The organism is Pseudomonas sp. TE50-2, assembly GCF_040813665.1.
GTDB lineage: Bacteria > Pseudomonadota > Gammaproteobacteria > Pseudomonadales > Pseudomonadaceae > Aquipseudomonas > Aquipseudomonas soli.
In genome coordinates, this window is sequence record NZ_JBFNXN010000001.1 from 391,941 (window position 1) to 410,871 (window position 18,931).

Sequence of the window (18,931 nt, forward strand, 5' to 3'; positions counted from 1 at the left end):
TATAACAAAGCCATCAGTTGCTTCTGGCGCTGATGGCTGCAATCTTACCCGTTTCGACCTTTCAAAAGGTTTCGTTCAGAACCTAGAACAACTCATCCAACTGCTCAAAAAATACACGCTTTTCTGATTGGTCAGGCTCCCCAAGCCCCCGGAGAAAGCTGATTGCTGCATTGTCCGAAAAATCTTCGCTTAGATATCGATGAGTAAACGCAATGTCCAGCCAGCGATCCGCGATGCCGCCACGCCCCAGATCGATGAAATGTAACTGGTCATGGGCATCGACGAACACATTGGTGTCACAGAGATCGCCATGACTGAACGCCTTTTCTTCGGTCGGCCGAGTTGCGTGGAGGTGGGCTAATAACCTGTGCGGCGTGCCAAGGTTCGGCCATTGCTCCAGATCAACGTCATCAGCACACAGATCCTGCGAGATCAGATATTCCAGTTCAATCAGGCGCACCGAAATACTCGAGTCAAATGGGCAGTTGGTGATCGGAACAGCCTGCAGCAGCTGTAGTGCTTCGCGTAACAACGCCACCATTGCGTTCTCATCATCGCATCGTGTTTGTATCGGTTGACCGGGCACACAACGGGTGATCATGAACTCCCCGGCATTGCTTTGTGCAACGACTGCAACCTCGGGAACGTTCAGTCGACCATCCAACCATCGCAGCACGCGGGCTTCACGCAAGACGCTGTAGGTCGTGGGTGCGTAGACTGAGGCGCAAGCTTTAAGGAAGAAGCGCTCATTGCCTCGGGTGAAGCTATAAACGCTGGCAGGAGACTCTCCCACTTTGTCGACTACAAGTTGATTATCGCCAATAAACTGGGAAATGGCTCTAGGTAGTTCGAAACGCATCCGCAATAACATCCTTTGTGAAATTTATTATCTACCCAGTCGCGCATTTCCCGACGAATCATCTAATGAAATTAACTAGTTTCTCATCGCCTAAGCCGGCGGCTAAACTAGACACCGCTGAGACATCTCCGTCGAGGAGTTGTACTACCCCGGGCCATGCGACTGGGCCTTTGATACAGTCTTGGCTAGCAAAAAAACAGCCTACTATAATTTCAAATTCATACCATAATTGCAGAATCAAAAAACACAAAAACAAACTTTACTCGATGGACTTCCAGTTCTTGTAAAAAGCCCGGCGAAGACCATACACCAATCTCGAAAACCCCATTACTATTCCATTCAATATCCCGTACGCGTAAGTAGGACGGATAATATCCACAAAAAGACAGTAACGTTTACCCCCTCCTTTATTGAAAGAGGCGTGCAACAACGTATCATCAAAAATAAACAACGGGTGATCGTGCCAATAGTGCTTATGATCTTTTACCTGAATATAAACACCATCGTTATTCCGGGGCGGACTTATATTGTACAACACCCTCAGCATCATACGCAGCGGCCCAAAATGAAATGATGTCGACTGATTATCATTGAACACCGAAACACCAACTGTCTTGATGTACTTGAATCGCTGCCGTAACTCCGGGATATCGAGGCCATTGATAGTCTGACGACCATACCATTGAAAGAACAGCATGCCGCGCTTGTTACTGTGCAAGCGAGTTTCCAGGTAACTTATAATTTCACTTTTATATTTCATCGACAGATCGATCACCTGCCGAACTTCGCGACTGCATTCATCAGGCAGTTCGTGTAATTTATAGATGTGTTTATTTGGCTTAGAAATCAAGTCCATCAAGGTATTCAAAGGGGAAAGTATCCAGGTGTTACGCCCACCCCCAAGAAAATACTTCTTAATAATTGCGGCATCGTTAACTCCGCTCCGAGCAAAGTCATACAGTCCGCATACGGCATACAGCGCAACAACCACCCCTACTAGCGCGGTGTGAGAATAGGCAGCGAATACGACGACAACAAAAACTGCCAAAGAAGTAACGGTCTTACGAGTCTTTTTGCTCATACTGTTTACCTAAAATAGGTCATTTATGCCGTTATGTCGGCATAGGGGAGATGATTTCGTGTAGTCAATAATTACTGTCTGCCGGACACCATCCTTCCGTCCTTGAGGGTATGGATCCTCAATTCAGAATTTCTCTGCATTAATTTTTGGGAATCTATCCCAAAGCTCTAAGGCTGCTGGCACAGTCTAGGATTCTTAGTCGTCCAGCATTTTAGATCCAGCATTCCTCCTTACGCTCGGGCGCTGCTTCCGATAGGTGACGCAGCAACTGTGGGGTGGTGATAGGTGATCTGTAAATCACTAAACTAACACTGTTAGTCTGCTCCTGAAAAGACCCACACGCATTCCGCGGTCCGCTGGTGAGTCGCTGAAACGACTTGTTCGACAGCGCCGTCAGCACTCACCACTACCCTTGCCGTGCAGACCATGAAGAATGATTGCTACTGGTCACAGAAGATCAAAGCCTCGTCATGCGCGATGTGCCGCACAGCGAAGAGCCAGATTCAGGAGCCACTTCGGTCTGCTCTGACTTGACTGTTTTCACGACACGGTTATTGACGAACACTGCCTAAACTACCGGATCGGTTTTGTATTAGCTGCCAAGGGTGGGATCATATGGGTCTGGCATGAGCGATGGTCTATCGCGACTGTGGGAGCGTGTGACCAGGCAGCATGGGGGCCAGTGGCGGTTGGCTATAGTACGTCCAATCAGCTAAAGCCGATTAGGCACTACGATAAGAGCATGTACTCACGGATAACGTGAATCTTAACAACCTGGCTATTTCGACTCTTTGGGTTATCGCAGCATGGAACCGGAAGCAACGGGACCTGCAAAGACAGGAAATTCTTCAGCATCACCTGTCTGCTCCCCATCGCCCCTGTCCTTACTGACAAACGGTAATGGCAAGTAGCTAGTCAAGCACCGCCATCTTCACCGCTAGCAGCAGGAGGTTGTCTTGAAAGTGACCTTCGGCTAAGGAAATTCTCCAAAATAGCCGCTCGCGCTCCCTTCTTGGGAACACGAGCAATCGACAACATTAATTACTTCTATATTTTCGCGCTAAAAGCCCACCATAAAAATGCTATTACATTGCGACTTAAACGATACCTCTCACCTCCATCAACAGCACATTCCAATCCACGCAAAACATGGAGCAAACTAGTTCTTGCCTAGAAGTAGAAATTCGTCTTGCCGTCAGGACGCCCGAAAATAGCTAATTAGTTCAGTTCAAGCCGCATAATTGTCTCTTCAAATTCATGCTGATCTACCACTTTAAACCCGAACCTTTCAAAGAAGCCCCTCATTACATCATGCCCTTCTACATAGCATATGGAAACACTTTTAATGCATTCCATTTGCCTAATTTCATCAAGAACTAGCGCAACAGCTTTAGTGCCAACCCCTTTAACTTGGTGGTTAATATCAACCATAAGCTGATCAATGAATATTTCGTCGGGCCTACCATTCGCGTGATTAGAGTAGTACTGAATAAACCCTACTGCCTCACCCGCAAGATAGATGCCTCTATTAACGTAATATTCATAAAATTTGGAAGCAGCCAAGGATTCCGAATTGAGCGCAACATAATTCTCCTGCTCCTCAGTTATTTCGAGGCTAATAATATCCAGCCAATTATCCTTTGTTACATCCTTTAAAACGATTTCCATAAAAACCTCATAAAAGCTACGCACCCGCTACAGATACCTCGCACCAGACACCAACTAGCGCGCTACACTTCGACGATGGAAAATATTCGCCCTTCATCTCTGTCTATATCTTGAGTAACTAGACGCCAATTAGGCTAGAACGAAATATTGGCCATATCTTTGTATCTCTTAGGCAGTGTAGAATCAAAATCTATAATTTTCTCAAGAATTTCCGCTGCTGGGGTACCCGCATCTCTCCCCGCCCGAAGTATATCTAACCTACTCGTTACAGCATATTTGCTAACTGCTGTATAGTAAGCTTTCGATTCGTCCGTAACCAGTTCACCCGACACAGAATATGTAATAATCGGATCACGCGAAATATCGATAAGCCCTGAGTTAAATACAACCCCCTCATCAATATTATATCCAAGCAGCTCTTCTGCAACCGCATCGCTTTCTCGAGCTCTCTTAAGCAATAACTCCTTGTAACTCAACTTAGAATCACCTTCCTCTTTGCCATAACCAAAACCCGACTGACGAGCTTCCAGTGCAGAAATAGCTTTTTCAGCCTCCTGCATGAAATTACTATCGCCTGCCGCCCCTCCCGCTGGAGATCTCATCTTTGAAACAGATTGAGACCACTGATAACTATCGACGTCTACTTTCATACCGCCTCCAAATTATAAAATAACACCGCCGCAGTAACCGTATAATCCCCACACAAAATAATAAGCAACACAACCCTCAGCCTAGTTGAAAACTTTTTTTCAAAGCGCATAAAATCATCAATTTCAGCTCTGATTTAAATTGCCCCAATTTTTAAAATGGTTTTCTTGCACCACCTCCTTGTGGATCAGCTATCCTCACCTACAAATAGCAAAGTCAAGGGAGAAATTGCTTATAGTCCAATTCCAACCATTTTGCGATATCCGCAACTACAACAGCCATTCTACTGGTTGCATCTGGGGATTTAAGATTGTGATCTAGATTTGGATAGGCACGAAAATCGATACTCTCTTTACCTGATCTAACAAGTTGCTCGATCATGTGCAGAGCTTTGGTCGGCGACACCGACTTATCTTCCCCACTTTGGACAATAAGAAAAGGGATCGTGATGCGTTTAAGAACAGCTAGCTGGTCAAGTTCCAGCGTTTGTTTCCACCACCCATAACCATGGTTGCTATCTGTCACCTCCAGCGATGTTCCTATCTTGATATGCTCAGCGAACTCGCGCATGGCTTGAACAGATGCGGTCGTTTCCTCAATCGGCGCACTGGAAGTCTTAATGTTGTGCAGCACATCGTCGACAAACCAACGTCCTCCTCCATTGATTGCAACTGCGGAGTCTACGTATTGCCTGTCGCTGGCAAGTAATCCCACCACCACGGCACCTTCACTACCACCTAGTGCAACCACTCGCTGGTAACCATTTTGCTTTCGCAAGTGCGCAATAACCGAGCGGTAATCCTGCAATCGTTGATTCGGATTGTCCTTAAGCAGATAGATACCAGGACAATCCAAGCGGTCGGCATCCACGCTGTACGGTAACGAGGCATCAATGCCGTATTTTTCGACCGTCAGCAAGTCGGCGAACGGGAGAGCTTTGCTAAGGTGGTCAGAAATGGAGGGGATATTCCTCACACTATTGCAATCCGAGCCCTGTAAAATCACCAGCAATTGGGGGGCTGTTTTCCTTGAACCCCGTTGCTGTAGGTAGTAATCAATGGCTGATCCATCTGCACGAGCCAGCTGGTAAGTCGAGACTGGCTCCAGCGCCCAAGTTGATTGCGCCACAGAGAGTGCGGAAGCAGCCAGAACGAATCTGAGCATAACGTGGTCTCGTTGAATGGAAGGCGTGACCTATGTGTCAACCAACAGACTAACACTGTTAGTCTGTGCTTGGGAAGACTCCCGACCGGCAGCTAGGCCTTGATCCAGAGTGCAGAGAAGCAGCTCCATAGGTCGATGAGTGCACTCCCCTGGCTCTACTTGACCGCCTTGTAGACAACGAAACCCAGCTACTTTTTCGGTTCCGGGACCCGGGATCGAGCTTACGCTCGCCGGCATCGTCAAGCTAAGCGTGCATGCATTTTGGTCAAGCTAGACCTGCTCAGTCTGTAGACTTCGTGCTGGGCAGGTTCGTCAGAGGACTTTCTCGAGGTATCGCAACTCAGACAGACACTTATCACAGAATTTGCGAAACAAGACCATAAGTAGGATTTGATGATATTACCTGCTGTGCCTTCAACTCCAACACAAAACCTTAATTTTTGAAGGTCTTGCAAGCACGGCTCGACCGTCTTCACAGTCGTCCGCCTCTTTCACAGAGGCGGCTTTAACTACAGTGCAGGTCGCTCCTAGACGTATTGATGGGTTTCTACTTACACAACGTTTCTATTTGCATAGCAATCAAATTTTCGCACAAGCAAAATGTAGATTCGTCGTTCCGCACAGGCACCCGAGGTGCCTCAACTCTAGAGTTTTAATACAGCAACCACACCATTTATAAGCACAATCGTGCCCACAATCATAACGAACCAACCTGTAGCTTTACCGCGATACTGATGCAGCGCAGGAATTCTATAACATGCATACTGCGGTAAAAAATACGCCATAAACACGCTAGCCGGCACCATGATTATTTGTATAAGGTTCAACACATTCCAGTTCAAAATAGCAGGGAGCGTAGTGACCACAAATATAAACAGCGTTAGTACGCGCTGCAGCCCTTTGCCGTGAATCACTGCTGGCGAGCAATTGAGGCACGTAGATGCAAAACCCTTGGCACTTTCCTTAGTAGCAATGAAGTGCGCGAGAAATGCTTTAATAGTAGCCAAGAAAACAATAAGTTGAGAAGCGGTTGCCAGCAAAGGATTATCGAACTTTCGAGCCAGATAGGAAAGTGCGGTCAGGTTATTCGCCTTAGCCTCCGCCAACTCCTGCGGCGACAGTGCAAAAATGCAGCTCCACGCAAAGAACACTACAGTCACAAATATCAGGATAACTGCAACCAGCAGAATACTCGAGACTTTTTTACTCGCAACCTCGCCATACACACGCTTCTGAGCCACCACCATGCTTGATACAACAGTAGTAAAACCCATCGCATAAATCGCGACTGGCAGCGACACCCAAACCGAGCTCATCAGCCCTGTTACCCCTCCAAAATTACTGGCAGTTTGAAGCACTGACAGATTCCAGCTTGGAGCAGCCATGGCCCCGAAAAATACCAGCGAAGCAATGAAGGGGACTACAATAAATCCCATTACCTTAACGGTAACAGTTGTATTGAACTGAACCACCGCCAGCAACATCACAACAACCAATGGCGCCACAACAACTCGTGGCAGTATACCAAGATGCAACTGCGTATTAAAAAAATCAATAAGCGTATTGGTGATCGTAATGGTATAAACCATCATCGCTGGAAATACAGTGATAAAATAGACAAATGTCAACCACTTCGCCCAGCGAACTCCCAGATGCTCCTCGGCAGCATCAATTAAATTACCTTCCTTGCCAGTCGTCGCCGTTGCGGTTTGTACAAAGCGCGCGTAGGCTTGATGACTAAAAAAAGTGATAGGCAAGACCAATACGGTAAGGATCACCATAGCCCAAAAGCCTGCGAGCCCTAAGCTGATTGGCCAAAATAGTGCGCCGCTACTCACGGCACAACCATACAACCCGAACACCCACATGGTGTCTTGTCGACTCCACCTGTTGCTTCGCGTTGGAGCTTGTGTCAAAGGCATTGTTGTTTGCATCATTATCTCCGATAATTGTTATTAGACGGCGAATCGCTTAGCACTAAGAGCTATCAGGCCACCTGCGTTCGACTGGGCAGAGATCACTATCATATTGAGGGGGGGGGCCGTACGCCCACCCTGTTCACCAAGCACGCATCAAGGGAGCGGATAAGGCCCATTTTCGGGACATATTCTTATGCCCGGGCGATAACTTCTATTTCAATCAAGGCGTCTTTGGGCAAACGCGAAACTTCAACTGTGGACCGTGCCGGCCGAGCGCCTTGAAAATAGTCTGCATATACGGCATTAACTACGGGAAAGTTTTCCATGCTCGCCAGGAACAATGTGGTCTTGACTACCCGATCCAGGCTTGAGCCGGCCGCCAGCAAAACAGCTTTTACATTTTCAAGCGACTGTTGCACTTGTGATCGGATATCCTCAGGTATCTGGCCACTTATAGGATCAATTGGTAGTTGCCCGGATACGAATATCCATGAGTCTACCTGTATGCCTTGTGAATAAGGTCCGATGGCTTCCGGCGCATGAACCGTGTTCAAGTAACGCATAATCAAACTCCTCTCAAGGTGCTGGCTTCATAAGGCCGGCATATGGTGTTTACATTCTTGAGCACGGCGATTGCTTTTACCGCGCCCGTCATGGACTGCTCGTTCAGTCTTTGCTGCAGGCCAGGGGGCGTTCTGCGTCTGAGTCGCCGGACCTGCCTCCACCTGACAGTGGCCGTGATTGAACCAACCGTGTTCCCACAAGCACCAACACGAAGGCGAGAAGATCGGTTCGGTACACAGGTTCATTCAGGAACAATGCCCCTACCGCCAAGCCCACTACGGGGATCAGATAGTTGGCGGAGGAGACGAAACCGGCGCCCGCTCGCTCAGCAAGTTTCAGCATCACCAGCAACGCAATCGCGGTACATACAACCCCTAGCGCCACACTCGCAGTGATCGTTTGGGCGGACGCCGCCATGATATCGGGACCAATATCAATGAACGGCAATGCCAGAACCGTTGCCACCAACAAGCTGAGCGCTGAGGTCCCAATGGGAGACTGCGGTGACCACTTGCGCGAAAAAACTGTTTGCAGGGCGAAACATAGAGCTGCCGCAGTGAGTGCCAGCAGCCCAGGCAACATGGACTCATTAACCTGCGGGCCGCCACGCGCCATGACGATGGTGAGCACTCCGGAAAAACCTGTGGCCAAGCCAAGCAGCGCTTTGCCAGTGAGCTTCTCATCAGGCAGCAGCACATGTGCGAGCAGTGCGGTAAACAGTGGCGTCAACGCCATCAATACCGCCGCAAGCCCGCTCGGCACCGATTGCTGCCCCACAGTAATAAGGGCAATTGGCAGGAGATTTCCGATCAACGCATGAACCAACCCTCCGCGCCAGTCTGATGCGATCCAATCAATCCTCCTGAGGGTAATCACTGTCCAGATCGACAATAGAGCAGCGCCGAAGAACAAACGCAGAAGTACGATCTGACCAGGTGACAGCCCATGCAGAGCAAGCTTTGTGAAGCCATAGGCAGAGCCCCTGCACAAGGCCAACACTATCAACAATGCTCCAGCGCCTCGAAAAGCGTCGTTTATCATGAGTTGGCGTCCTGTTCACACCTAAGCAATGGCTGGCCGGATGCACAGCGATGACAACACCACTGCGCCCCAAATCATCCAGCCTTTACGGACTGGAGGGTGGCCACGATGTTTTCGATTTCTATGTGCGTATTGAAGTAATGCGGGGAGAGACGAATCGCGCCATTGCGCAGACTCGCGCAGATGCGCTGCGCTTCCAGAGCATCGAGAAGCGCCTCGGCGCTTACTCCAGGCTTACGGACCAGGCAGATGCCTGAACGTTCGTGCCGCGCAAAAGGGTGGACGACCTCTAATCCCGCGTCCTGGCATCGGAACAGCAATCTCTGATTGAGGTCGAGCACTCGATCCTCAATGCGTTGAGCGCCCAGTCCGTCGATCTGGCGCAAGCGCTCTGCCAGGCCTATTATTCCCGCTCCATTTTCCGTCCCCGCCTCGAACCTTCGGGCGTCCGGCAACAGTGTAAGTGTTCGCTTGAATGCGAAGGGCTCTTCGACACTCAACCAACCCACGATCCTCGGAGTGATTCGGGCGAAGGCACGCTCGGAGAAACTCATGAATCCGATGCCGCGTGGCCCCATCAACCACTTATGTGCACTCACCACCAGGACGTCCACGCCAGAAGCGGTAACGTCAAGGGTCATGGCGCCAATGGACTGGGTCCCATCCACCACCAGCAACGCATCGAAGGCGGCGCAGGTAACAGCGATACCGGCCAAGTCTACTTTGTAGCCGCTGTAGTACTGAACATGGCTAACCGCTACGAGACGCGTGCGACTGTCAATGTGACGGGCAAAGTCCTCTGCCTGCACCCGCCCTTCTACAGCGTCGACCTTGCGTATCTCGACGCCTTTTTCAGCAAGCTGCATCCAGCAGAGATAATTTGAAGGGAACTCCAGCGCCGCTACGACCAGATTGTCACCCTTGTTCCAGTCAATACCCAGGGCAACCAGCGACATGCCATGTGAGGTGTTCTGGATATAAGCAATACGCTCGGGTACTGATCCCACCAGCTTCGCAGCCAGCCTCCGCCCCTCTTCATAAGACTCCGCTGAACGCTCACCCGTCATTCGAACATCTTCGACGAGGCTGCCCAAATGTGCGTTCATAGCGTTCTGGATCGAGCGCGGGAGCGGGGTTACCGCTGCGCTGTCCACGTAGGTGGATTGTGTGAGACAAGGAAGATCCAGGCGATCCTTTTCTATTTTTAGCTCTGTCAATGACTGCATGTTTCCCTCGGCCTAATGAACCTTAAGCGTTTCGGGACAAGCCTAAAGACCGCATTGCCATGAATCAAACTCGCTGCTTAAATACAGATTATGAATGTGAATCATGGTGATGACATGAATTTCAACAACCTCGACCTGAACCTTTTGCGCGTATTTGATGTATTGATGCATGAACGGAATGTAACCCGCGCAGCAGAGCGGCTGGGCAAAACCCAATCGGCGATCAGCCATTCGCTTGGAAAGCTCAGGACGCTTTTCAATGATGAGCTATTCAGGCGCGATAACGGCGTGATGAACCCCTCGCCGCGTGCGATCGAGTTGGCAGCAGACATCTCGAATGCACTGAATGACATACGCAGCACGATTGATAGACACCAGAGCTTTACACCTGGGGACACCCATAGGAACTTTCGCATTGGCTTGACCGACTACCGCTCGATTGGCTTCATCCCGGCATTGATCAGGGACTTTTCAGAGCAGGCGCCCAATGCTCGCTTGAACATCATCCCTGCTACCAAAACCGAAATTGGGCCGCTGATTCATTCACGTCAGCTCGATTGCGCGATTATCGGAAACTTCGATAATGACCAACCCAATCTGCAGAGGATCGAACTGGCCCAGGACCGTCTCGTCTGCGCTCTGTGGAGTGGAAGCACCCTGCTTGACCAACCGTTAACGTTGGAACGCTACTTGGCAGCAACCCACTTGCAGGTTTCTGCTGACGGTCGTTCTGAAAGCCTTGCTGATCACGCCCTCAAGGCACAGGGCCTAAGTCGCAAGGTGGCGGCAACCATTCCAAACTATCTTGCCATTCCATGGGTGCTAAGACGGACCGACCTGATCACACATTGCGGGGACAGCATGGTGCTCATGCTCGATAGCAGCAGCGAAGTCATATTGACCCCTGCCCCGCTCCCCCTGCCCGATGTAGTCATCTCCTTGGTACTTCATCAGCAAATGATGAGCGACCCTGCGACTGTCTGGTTACGCTCGCTGATTGAACAAATATCTATTCAGTGGCAGAACAGAAAGGCGGAAGCGTGGAAGGTCAGCGAGTTCGTCCATCTGTGACGGCAGGGAGGATCATCATTGAATTTTGAGTGTTGAGCCTTGAGGCCCGTCTGGTTCAGGGAGTTTGTTTCAACGCCCCTCGGGTGCAGACTTATCGAAGAAGCTTGAGCGACCCGGTTAGCGACCTTACCCATTTCGAAGGTCCCGCCAGCCCCAGCCCATCAATCGATTCTGCAACCAAGTCGCAGTTCGGGAAGGCTGTTTCGTAATCTGCGAATACATGTAGCGAGCGTGCAAAGGCTGGAAACGGTACGACTGCTCGCCCTTCAGCATCTGACATTGCTTTAAGCATGAGAAGTCGAATTGTAGCCTCGTCAGCCTGAAGGACCGGTACCGGCCTATCAGCGCTGATATCAACTGTAAGACCCTGGCGATCAGTGAGCTGTCTGCCAGCGAGGCCTGGGAATTTTGCGCCAATTCCGATCGAGAGCGCGCCGACTGTGTTGGCCAGCACACCCAAGGGTAGGTTAGGGTTCACGACAATAGCGAGGCGAAGGTCTTGAATCATTGATGGCTCCGAGCTTGAATATTTTTGAGTGAATGAGCGTTTGCGGGGACGTGGCACGGTGACGCGATTTTCCGCTTCGTTACCACCGCACTACGAGGACTGACTCCATGAGTTCGCATTCATTATCCTTGTGCAACCGCACTCCAGTTCAAAACCACGGAGTGTGTAACGGCAGATCCATCGGACACACGGGCGGATGCGGTGAACCCAGATTTGGTGGCCTTACTGTATTGGGCAACGAGCGGCTGCCCGGTGTCTTCCGCTGTCACGATCACTATCGGCGCACTCGAAAAGGAATCATCCGGGAACGCGATGGATGCCGAGGCAAAATCGGACGAAGTAAGTTCCAGCTTGACGGAACCTGTAATGGATTCCGCCTGCCAGGCGTTGCGCGCAGCAAGGGTGCCTGAGTCGATCGATCCCGGCGCGCCGACGTCAATCATATTGTTCTGTAAACGGCATCCACAGTTTTCCTCAGAGTCAACCGAATACGTCGTTCGGGCAATGCTATTTCCGGCGATGTAAAGATCAATGCACCTGCGCCAGTGTATGCCGTAACCTTTTATCGCATCCCTAACGGTGTTATTGCGTATCGATCCATCTTGGACGCACTCGAATCGGATAAGCGAGTCGGTCACTACATCGACACAAACGTTGCTTACATAATTGGAGTACACGACCACGCCTTCAGCCTGCGCCACAGATATACCTATTCCAGTCCTCGCGACCCCGAAGCCGACCACACGATTTCCCTAGATCGAAATCCCACGACTTTTCCTCGTTTCGAGCAATTGTTGCCGCTCATAGTTAGCAGCTTTGGTGCGACTAAACCGCCGAACATGGATCGGCTTCCGCTTTATTGAACGAAGCTTCAATAGACCACCCCTGTACTGGATTCTTGGAGTCGTCCAAGACTAACACCGTTAGTCTTGGATTGAAAAGCCTGCTCTCCACCCTCGGCTAAAGGTAGTTGCACCGAGCTTGCTGAAGCCTGAGCGGCTCTTCAGAGCACCTGAAATAGACAGGGAGCCTGGCTCGCAACGCTGCAAATCGCTTTACAGATACGGGAACAGGACATGCATAACCAAGTTGAAAGGAGGCGCGAACTTCAATGCTGCGCGAGCTTTATGTGAAGAATTGTGAATATTTGTGAAAAATAGTGAAATCTGTGTCCGCTAAAACGGCACAGGAACTCTGTTTGAGTCAAGCCAGCCAGGATCCTGGCTGGCCATGTACACATCCAAGGGAGACTGACGAAGCCCGCCCTGGTAAACCCTGGGACGTTGACAGACTAACAGTGTTAGTCTTAGGCTAATCTTCTCAGCTTCTGCCTAGGTAAGCTTGAAGACCGCTATGAATCCGGAACCCACCAATCCGACAAAGCTCTACACCCACGGCCGAACCTGTATTTTCCTGTCGCATGGAGTACGGAAGATTAACATAAGCAATAAGTACACTTTACTATTAACTGTTTGTTTTAACAGGTGCGGGCACCGCGCTGACTGTAACCCTGGAAAGGGTGGCAGCTCAGCACCTCAAAAGACCGAAAACCACTGCGAGTCTATCCCTAAGCCTTACAGTGGGATGACCTTATGATTTCTGCAAGTTACACGCACCCGAAGGAACGATGCAAATCATGGACGTGCAATTCGACGCGTAATTCTTATAATTCGACATGGTAATTTCATGGACTCTGCACACCGTTTTCTTCACTACACGATTTACCAGCAACACACTCACGCCACATCCGTATTTATAGCCCCTATACAATCTTATTGCCGCCACATCTATCGATAAACCGCGACACCCCGCCCCCACTGCGCGTGCAACAACTGACTGGAAAAATTAGCGCAAAACTAAGGAAAAAACCACTATGCACTTAACGAAACTCTGTGTTGCTCTTGTTTCCTTGTCCGTACTCGCTAGCGCCAATAACGTGTTGGCAGAGGACTGGGAATACAGCCTAAGTGCCGGCATGGCAAACATGCCTCGCTACAGCGGTAGTAATGAGCGGGTTACCACCCCGGTACTGGGAGGCGAAATCATCAGTCCGTGGGGGATATTCCTCAACACCGAGCAAGGCCTAGGTTGGCGGCATGAGTGGGATAAGGCCAGCTTCAGCGCCTATGTCGGCCCCAGCGACGAACGCAAAGACAAGAAGAGCAGTAGTCATGCGGGCTCGAACAGGCTAAAAGGCATGGGTGATATCAAGTCCCGGGCTCAGTTCGGCATTACTGGCAGCTATGACCTGGGCCCACTTGTCCTAGGCGCCACCTTGGAACACGCACTAGAAGAAGACGATCACAACGACGCTGGAAAGGCGTTTACCTCCCTGGAGCTGAATGTGGGCACAAACCTGTATGAAGGTCACTATGGTACGCTCGACCTCAGCCTCAACACCTTATTTGGCGACAACAACTATATGCAGACTTGGTATGGCGTCACCCCAGGTCAGGCATCGCAAAGCCGCTTCCAGGCGTATGACACTAAGGGTGGATTGGTGAGTACTGGCTTAAACCTGACGTGGGCCGTGCCAATTAGCGAAAACACCAAATTCTCAACCCTGCTGGACGTACAGTACTTATCCAAGGAGGCGGGAGATAGCCCCATTGTCGAACGGCGCCTGCAAAGCGCCGTCGTAGGTAAACTAGAATATACCTTCTGAGCGCGCCCACTACTCACACATTAGCCAAACTCAGTAGCGTGAACGCATGGCACGCCCTGTTATCCCCCTTGCGCGAATTTGGCGTAACGGCCTTTTGAAGAAGGCATGGGAAAACGGCAAGGTCCTCTGTAGTGTCAGTACCGGCGCCGGCGCCGCTTGCTGGATTGCGTACGGGCACTCTGATTCAGGAACCCTGGCAGCCCGTCAGGCGTCGTGCGCCTGTGCTACTCCTGCAGACCGCACTTATTCGAACTTCAAAATAGCACCTCCCCCTTCCCCTCCAACGGCCGGTTTGGGTTTCAGCTCCGCATACGTAAATACCGTTAGCCCCCTCCCATGCAAAAGGTGCAACGCGCCCCTCAGAGGGCGGTTACACCTCTTCCAAGGCAGGCATTATCAGAAAGCAAGCATACCCATCCTCAACGCAGCCACCAAAGGCTGACCATCTGTTGCAGAGCGACGGCCGCCGCGATGACTGAATCGCGACCGGTGAACGGACCCGTGCCTCGCGCTAGGGAAGGCTGCTAGACTGCACCATTTGCTCAAGATCAACTTGCCATGCGTATTGTAAAGGAACACGTTATAGACACCGCGCTTTCGTTGCTCGATTCGGCGGGGATAGAGGGCTTGACCCTACGCAAGCTGGCGACTGCGCTGGGGATTCAAGTCCCTTCTCTTTATTGGCATTACAAGAACAAGGAAAGCCTCTTTGAGGACGTTGCAGATGCGCTTCTGCGTAACGTCGCCCTTCAGGTAACCGATGCCCCCTGGAATGTGAAGTTGCTGGGTATTGCTAAGGAAATACGCCTAGCCTTGCTTTCAAGGCGAGATGCAGCACGCTTTCTGTCAGTTACCTGCCCCGTGTCAGACAACGTACTGCGCGTTAGCTCAATGATGATCGAATGCCTGACTGGGGCTGGCCTGGATGATCGCACCGCCCAACGAGGAGCGTTCACCATCATGCACTATGTGCTCGGCTTTACGGTTGAGGAGCAGACCTTAAGTGGCAGACGCAACGATCAGTTGAAAATGGATGAACTCAAGGATCTTTTCGAGACCTATCCGATGGGGCGTTCATTATTCATGGATATTGCCGAAGGAAGCCCTGACGAGCGCTTCGAGTTTGGTGTCGAACTGACGCTTGAAGGATTACGACGCCATGTGGAACAGGTAAAAGGAAGGCCGTCAAACCGCCCGTGAGTTCTAACAGAAGGTGTCAGACCGTCACGAAGCCTTTGACTACTGCTTGGCTGGCCCCTTCTGCGCTTTAACCATACGAATTGGGGCCGCAACGCTGCCTACTCCACTCAAATACTTCGCATACAAAACCAGCCGTCAGCTTTCATCGCAATCGACTAAAATAATCAATTAACTCGCACTGCAGCGCTCGGTCCCTAAAAAAGCCGAAATGCCCTACAGCCCCCTCATGAACCCTCTTATATCTCACATCTATACTTGCAACCTTGTAAGCCTGGTGCATTATCTGCGCAGCACGCCAAGGTACATATGTATCGTCTTCAAATACAAAACTAATAATCGGAATCCCCAAAGAACCATACCTCTCTTTCCCTAGCAAACCGAACTTTTCGGAAAGCAAATATTTCTCATCGCACACCCAACGCGACCACTCGAGCAGAATAGAGCTAGGAATACTGAAGCTTCCCAGCCCGAACAGCCGAGCGGGAAAACTGCGAGACAAGCTTGAAATAAACGGGATAATAACTTTGAAGAACAAAAACATCTTTATTCTGTCCTTGCCTGACCACCTATTCCAGTGAGGGAATGAGCCGCCGACAAAAGCAGCGGCCTTCAGGTTTCCAGCTTCGGCCGAGAGCCCAAGCAGTTGAGCGCCAATGCTGTGTCCTACAAAATAAATTGGAAGTAACGGACGAGCTCTTTTACAGTATTGGATAGCCGAACCGATATCTTTTTCCCCCCAATCAGAAAGTCTATATCTCTCGCACCTCCCCGCCCTCCTTTCAATGCCACGATAACTATAGACCATGACGTCATAACCCGCGCCAGCAGCCATCGTAGCAAATTTACTATAAAAATTACGCCTCACCCCAAGCGCGCCAGAGACGACCACTACTCCTACAGCAGAAGTATCGGCCTCGAAGTATTCGCCCCTTAGCATTACTCCATCAGGGCAAGAGAACTCGATGTTTCTGATCACCATTTCTTACCTCTCTTGAGAACTCTCTGGCGAACTTAGCGAGACCGCGGAACACGATAAAGCTGGTTTCCAAGTGCGGTTAGCTATTTAGCAACCCAGCACTCGAGGATTTCGTCACCCGCATCATCGCATTCTCCTGTCCACGTCCAGCCCAAGTGCCGATAGAAGCCATACGAGCGCACCTTTGGATCGCTGGCGCAGGCCAAAAACAAACGCTCAAAGCCTGCGAGGCGTAGCTCTTCGGTGATTTGTTTAAGCAAGGATTTTCCTATGCCTTGCCCTTCGTACTCAGGCAGGAGGGCGAGCACTGTGATCTCGCCGGTCTCCCGATCACCAAAGCAGTACCCAACCATCCTGCCCCCTACGCAGGCGACAACTCCCGAAGAACTTCCTTCAACAATGCCAGCACTCCATGACTCGACAGTTATTCCCAGAGAGCGCAGATCTTCTTCTGAAAATGCATTCTCTCTTGTCAACCCCCGGATTCTGATGCACAGCGAAACGTCATCAGGTGTGGCCGAGCGATAGGTAATTTTTTCCATACGACGATTTCCTTTTAGTGGAAGTTATTCCGTAGCACAAAATCTGTGGGACCAGCTGCCAGGCCCATCCCATTTTGACGAGATATGAGCTGAAAAAGTAGTCTTCTCAAGCCAGACTAACAGTGTTAGTCTAGCGATTTTTACCCGGTCAGCCATTGCTGCTTGAACAGTCAAATGGCGTGGAGGTTGCGCCCATCACCGCTGACGGAGGTTGGATGAGCGAGGTAAGCAGCACCATTGACGGGCATGAAAACGGGAGTCTATTTGACGCATCCGGACACATAAATGTCATCCGCCGAACCTATCTGAGAGAAAACCAGCGGCTGGCCAACCAAGATACAAGAGTCCATACCGCTTCAGTCAAATATTGTATAAGCGAAAACTTGGTCTTAGAAATTTAGCGCAGGGTCACAGAGAACCACTATTCATGCACATCACTTAGCAAGTTAGCGCACGATACCGCAATCGCTGAAATAGTATTGCTTTAGGCGAGCAGTGCTTGTGATCATCTAAACCAAAAGACTTTGCTGGAAGATGAGTTGCGCTCTGTACGCCGCCATAAGTCTCATGCCTGCTGGCGAAAAATAAACCGTCAGTGTTGTTTAGTTATTCTGTACTTGAAAGCCTATAAAAGGAGACATTGCCAATATGAGCAACGAAACTTCAATTGTTATCAGCCGGAAGGTGATTTGTTTCAACGTGGTCGGGTTCGCTGGGTTGGTTCTGATCTTTGTTATGCTCGGCCGTATTTTCGGAAGTTCTGGCAGCGCCTCGTTGGCCTCGTGGATCGCAACAGTAATACTGGCGGTGCTTGCGGCAGTCCTAGGCTGGCAAATGGGATGGAATCGGGCAACGATCCACGAGGGCGAATTGTCACTGCGGGCAGGCTTCTATCATCATCGATGGCCGGCGAAAATACTTGAGATGCCGTGGAAGACGCATAAGCTCAGCGAGTTTCACAGGGATAACGGGGTACATATTTATGGCTATGCAGCCGGATACTATTCGCGCGGAGCCTCCAAGCGTCAGTTCATGTTAGTAATCAATACGGATCAGGTGCGCTGTCTTACGATGGAGGGATATTCTTCACTATGTTTGGATGCGGCCACCCATGATCGAATCCTTGCAAAGTGGCAAGCCTCTGTTCGCTGAGAACTTTTAGACTGCCAGCATTAGATATCATCAAAGGTGGCTCATATGGCAAAAAGCGAGCTTCAAGGTGAGAATGAATATTTTGAAGCAACCCTCGAGGCGGTGGGGTGGACGCAATCCCCACCTCACTAGTAAGCCCAAACTTTAATAGCTAATGTATTCTTTCAGGTACAACCGCCTCGGTATGGCGGAAGCAGGCCACTAAAAGCTTGCACGCTTAAACTCAAACCTATGACACTTAGACGCTACAGGCATTCAGAGCCACTCCATACCCCTTCCTCAAAACTGAGCTTACATAGTGTTGCGTCCACCCTGATGCGCAGTCGACTGGGAAATAGAAGCCTGTGACCTTCTGCCACCGCACAGCTGTACATCGCTGAGTTAACGCTGGCACCTAGCGACTCAATGTTTAAGCCAAGTAAGAATGGACAATCTTAAGATAATGATTCGCACAATTACGCAACGGAATGACCAATCTGTTCAGCGGGAAAAAGTGTAATCCAGTCTTAGGTTTACGCTCCCCTGGCACTTCAACCCGCAGCATTTACCTCGACAACGGCGCCTGGCTGTGAAGGACCACGAGCGTGCATCCGTTTGATGCCTACTAGGACGGGGGGGCAAAAGTCGAAACGAATTTTCAAAAAGCA

The 18,931-nt window shown here is 50.3% G+C and carries 17 protein-coding genes; 4 read left to right on the plus strand and 13 right to left on the minus strand.

Annotated elements, in window-relative coordinates; genetic code table 11:
* Window positions 1–82: 82 nt before the first annotated feature.
* From AAHK21_RS01675 to AAHK21_RS01715, 9 genes are all read right to left on the minus strand, one after another.
* Entirely contained in the window at window positions 83–859 is a 777-nt protein-coding gene (locus AAHK21_RS01675; protein ID WP_367856162.1) for an APH(3') family aminoglycoside O-phosphotransferase, read from the minus strand.
* Window positions 860–1,118: 259 nt separating this feature from the next.
* Complete coding sequence (locus AAHK21_RS01680; protein WP_367856163.1) at window positions 1,119–1,940, minus strand: aspartyl/asparaginyl beta-hydroxylase domain-containing protein; 822 nt, start codon at window positions 1,938–1,940, stop codon at window positions 1,119–1,121.
* Between the two features lie 1,218 nt (window positions 1,941–3,158).
* On the minus strand, window positions 3,159–3,608 hold the full coding sequence (locus tag AAHK21_RS01685; RefSeq protein ID WP_367856164.1) for a GNAT family N-acetyltransferase: 450 nt from the start codon (window positions 3,606–3,608) through the stop codon (window positions 3,159–3,161).
* A gap of 134 nt (window positions 3,609–3,742) precedes the next feature.
* The gene (locus AAHK21_RS01690) at window positions 3,743–4,258 is read right to left on the minus strand and encodes a hypothetical protein (RefSeq protein WP_367856165.1); all 516 of its coding nucleotides are present in this window, start codon (window positions 4,256–4,258) and stop codon (window positions 3,743–3,745) included.
* Between the two features lie 214 nt (window positions 4,259–4,472).
* Entirely contained in the window at window positions 4,473–5,420 is a 948-nt protein-coding gene (locus tag AAHK21_RS01695; RefSeq protein ID WP_367856166.1) for an alpha/beta hydrolase family protein, read from the minus strand.
* Window positions 5,421–6,064: 644 nt separating this feature from the next.
* Window positions 6,065–7,258 carry an aromatic amino acid transport family protein gene (locus AAHK21_RS01700; RefSeq protein WP_367856167.1) on the minus strand — a complete coding sequence of 398 codons (1,194 nt, stop codon included), beginning with the start codon at window positions 7,256–7,258 and terminating at the stop codon, window positions 6,065–6,067.
* Window positions 7,259–7,530: 272 nt separating this feature from the next.
* On the minus strand, window positions 7,531–7,902 hold the full coding sequence (locus tag AAHK21_RS01705; protein WP_367856168.1) for a RidA family protein: 372 nt from the start codon (window positions 7,900–7,902) through the stop codon (window positions 7,531–7,533).
* A gap of 103 nt (window positions 7,903–8,005) precedes the next feature.
* Window positions 8,006–8,944, minus strand: coding sequence for a DMT family transporter (locus AAHK21_RS01710; RefSeq protein ID WP_367856169.1), 939 nt, complete (start codon window positions 8,942–8,944; stop codon window positions 8,006–8,008).
* 74 nt (window positions 8,945–9,018) lie between these two features.
* Window positions 9,019–10,170, minus strand: a complete 1,152-nt coding sequence (locus AAHK21_RS01715; RefSeq protein WP_367856170.1) for an aminotransferase class V-fold PLP-dependent enzyme — start codon at window positions 10,168–10,170, stop codon at window positions 9,019–9,021.
* A 114-nt stretch (window positions 10,171–10,284) separates the two neighbouring features.
* Here AAHK21_RS01715 and AAHK21_RS01720 point away from each other — a divergent pair, with 114 nt between their 5' ends.
* Window positions 10,285–11,241 carry a LysR family transcriptional regulator gene (locus tag AAHK21_RS01720; RefSeq protein WP_367856171.1) on the plus strand — a complete coding sequence of 319 codons (957 nt, stop codon included), beginning with the start codon at window positions 10,285–10,287 and terminating at the stop codon, window positions 11,239–11,241.
* 91 nt (window positions 11,242–11,332) lie between these two features.
* Here AAHK21_RS01720 and AAHK21_RS01725 read toward each other — a convergent pair whose 3' ends face one another.
* Both AAHK21_RS01725 and AAHK21_RS01730 read right to left on the minus strand, forming a co-directional pair.
* Window positions 11,333–11,749 (minus strand): DUF2000 domain-containing protein, encoded by a 417-nt coding sequence (locus tag AAHK21_RS01725; protein ID WP_367856172.1) that lies wholly within the window; start codon window positions 11,747–11,749, stop codon window positions 11,333–11,335.
* A gap of 122 nt (window positions 11,750–11,871) precedes the next feature.
* Window positions 11,872–12,450 (minus strand): hypothetical protein, encoded by a 579-nt coding sequence (locus AAHK21_RS01730; protein ID WP_367856173.1) that lies wholly within the window; start codon window positions 12,448–12,450, stop codon window positions 11,872–11,874.
* A 1,172-nt stretch (window positions 12,451–13,622) separates the two neighbouring features.
* Here AAHK21_RS01730 and AAHK21_RS01735 point away from each other — a divergent pair.
* On the plus strand, window positions 13,623–14,414 hold the full coding sequence (locus tag AAHK21_RS01735) for a MipA/OmpV family protein (protein ID WP_367856174.1): 792 nt from the start codon (window positions 13,623–13,625) through the stop codon (window positions 14,412–14,414).
* 558 nt (window positions 14,415–14,972) lie between these two features.
* Complete coding sequence (locus tag AAHK21_RS01740; protein WP_367856175.1) at window positions 14,973–15,614, plus strand: TetR/AcrR family transcriptional regulator C-terminal domain-containing protein; 642 nt, start codon at window positions 14,973–14,975, stop codon at window positions 15,612–15,614.
* Between the two features lie 142 nt (window positions 15,615–15,756).
* Here AAHK21_RS01740 and AAHK21_RS01745 read toward each other — a convergent pair whose 3' ends face one another.
* Window positions 15,757–16,593 (minus strand): alpha/beta fold hydrolase, encoded by an 837-nt coding sequence (locus AAHK21_RS01745; RefSeq protein WP_367856176.1) that lies wholly within the window; start codon window positions 16,591–16,593, stop codon window positions 15,757–15,759.
* A gap of 80 nt (window positions 16,594–16,673) precedes the next feature.
* A complete protein-coding gene (locus AAHK21_RS01750) occupies window positions 16,674–17,132 on the minus strand; it encodes an N-acetyltransferase family protein (protein ID WP_367856177.1) in 459 nt (152 codons plus the stop codon).
* A 648-nt stretch (window positions 17,133–17,780) separates the two neighbouring features.
* On the opposite strand from AAHK21_RS01750, the gene AAHK21_RS01755 reads away from it, so the two are divergent.
* Window positions 17,781–18,284: a hypothetical protein gene (locus tag AAHK21_RS01755; protein WP_367856178.1), complete on the plus strand. Its 504-nt coding sequence runs from the start codon at window positions 17,781–17,783 to the stop codon at window positions 18,282–18,284.
* Window positions 18,285–18,931: the final 647 nt, after the last annotated feature.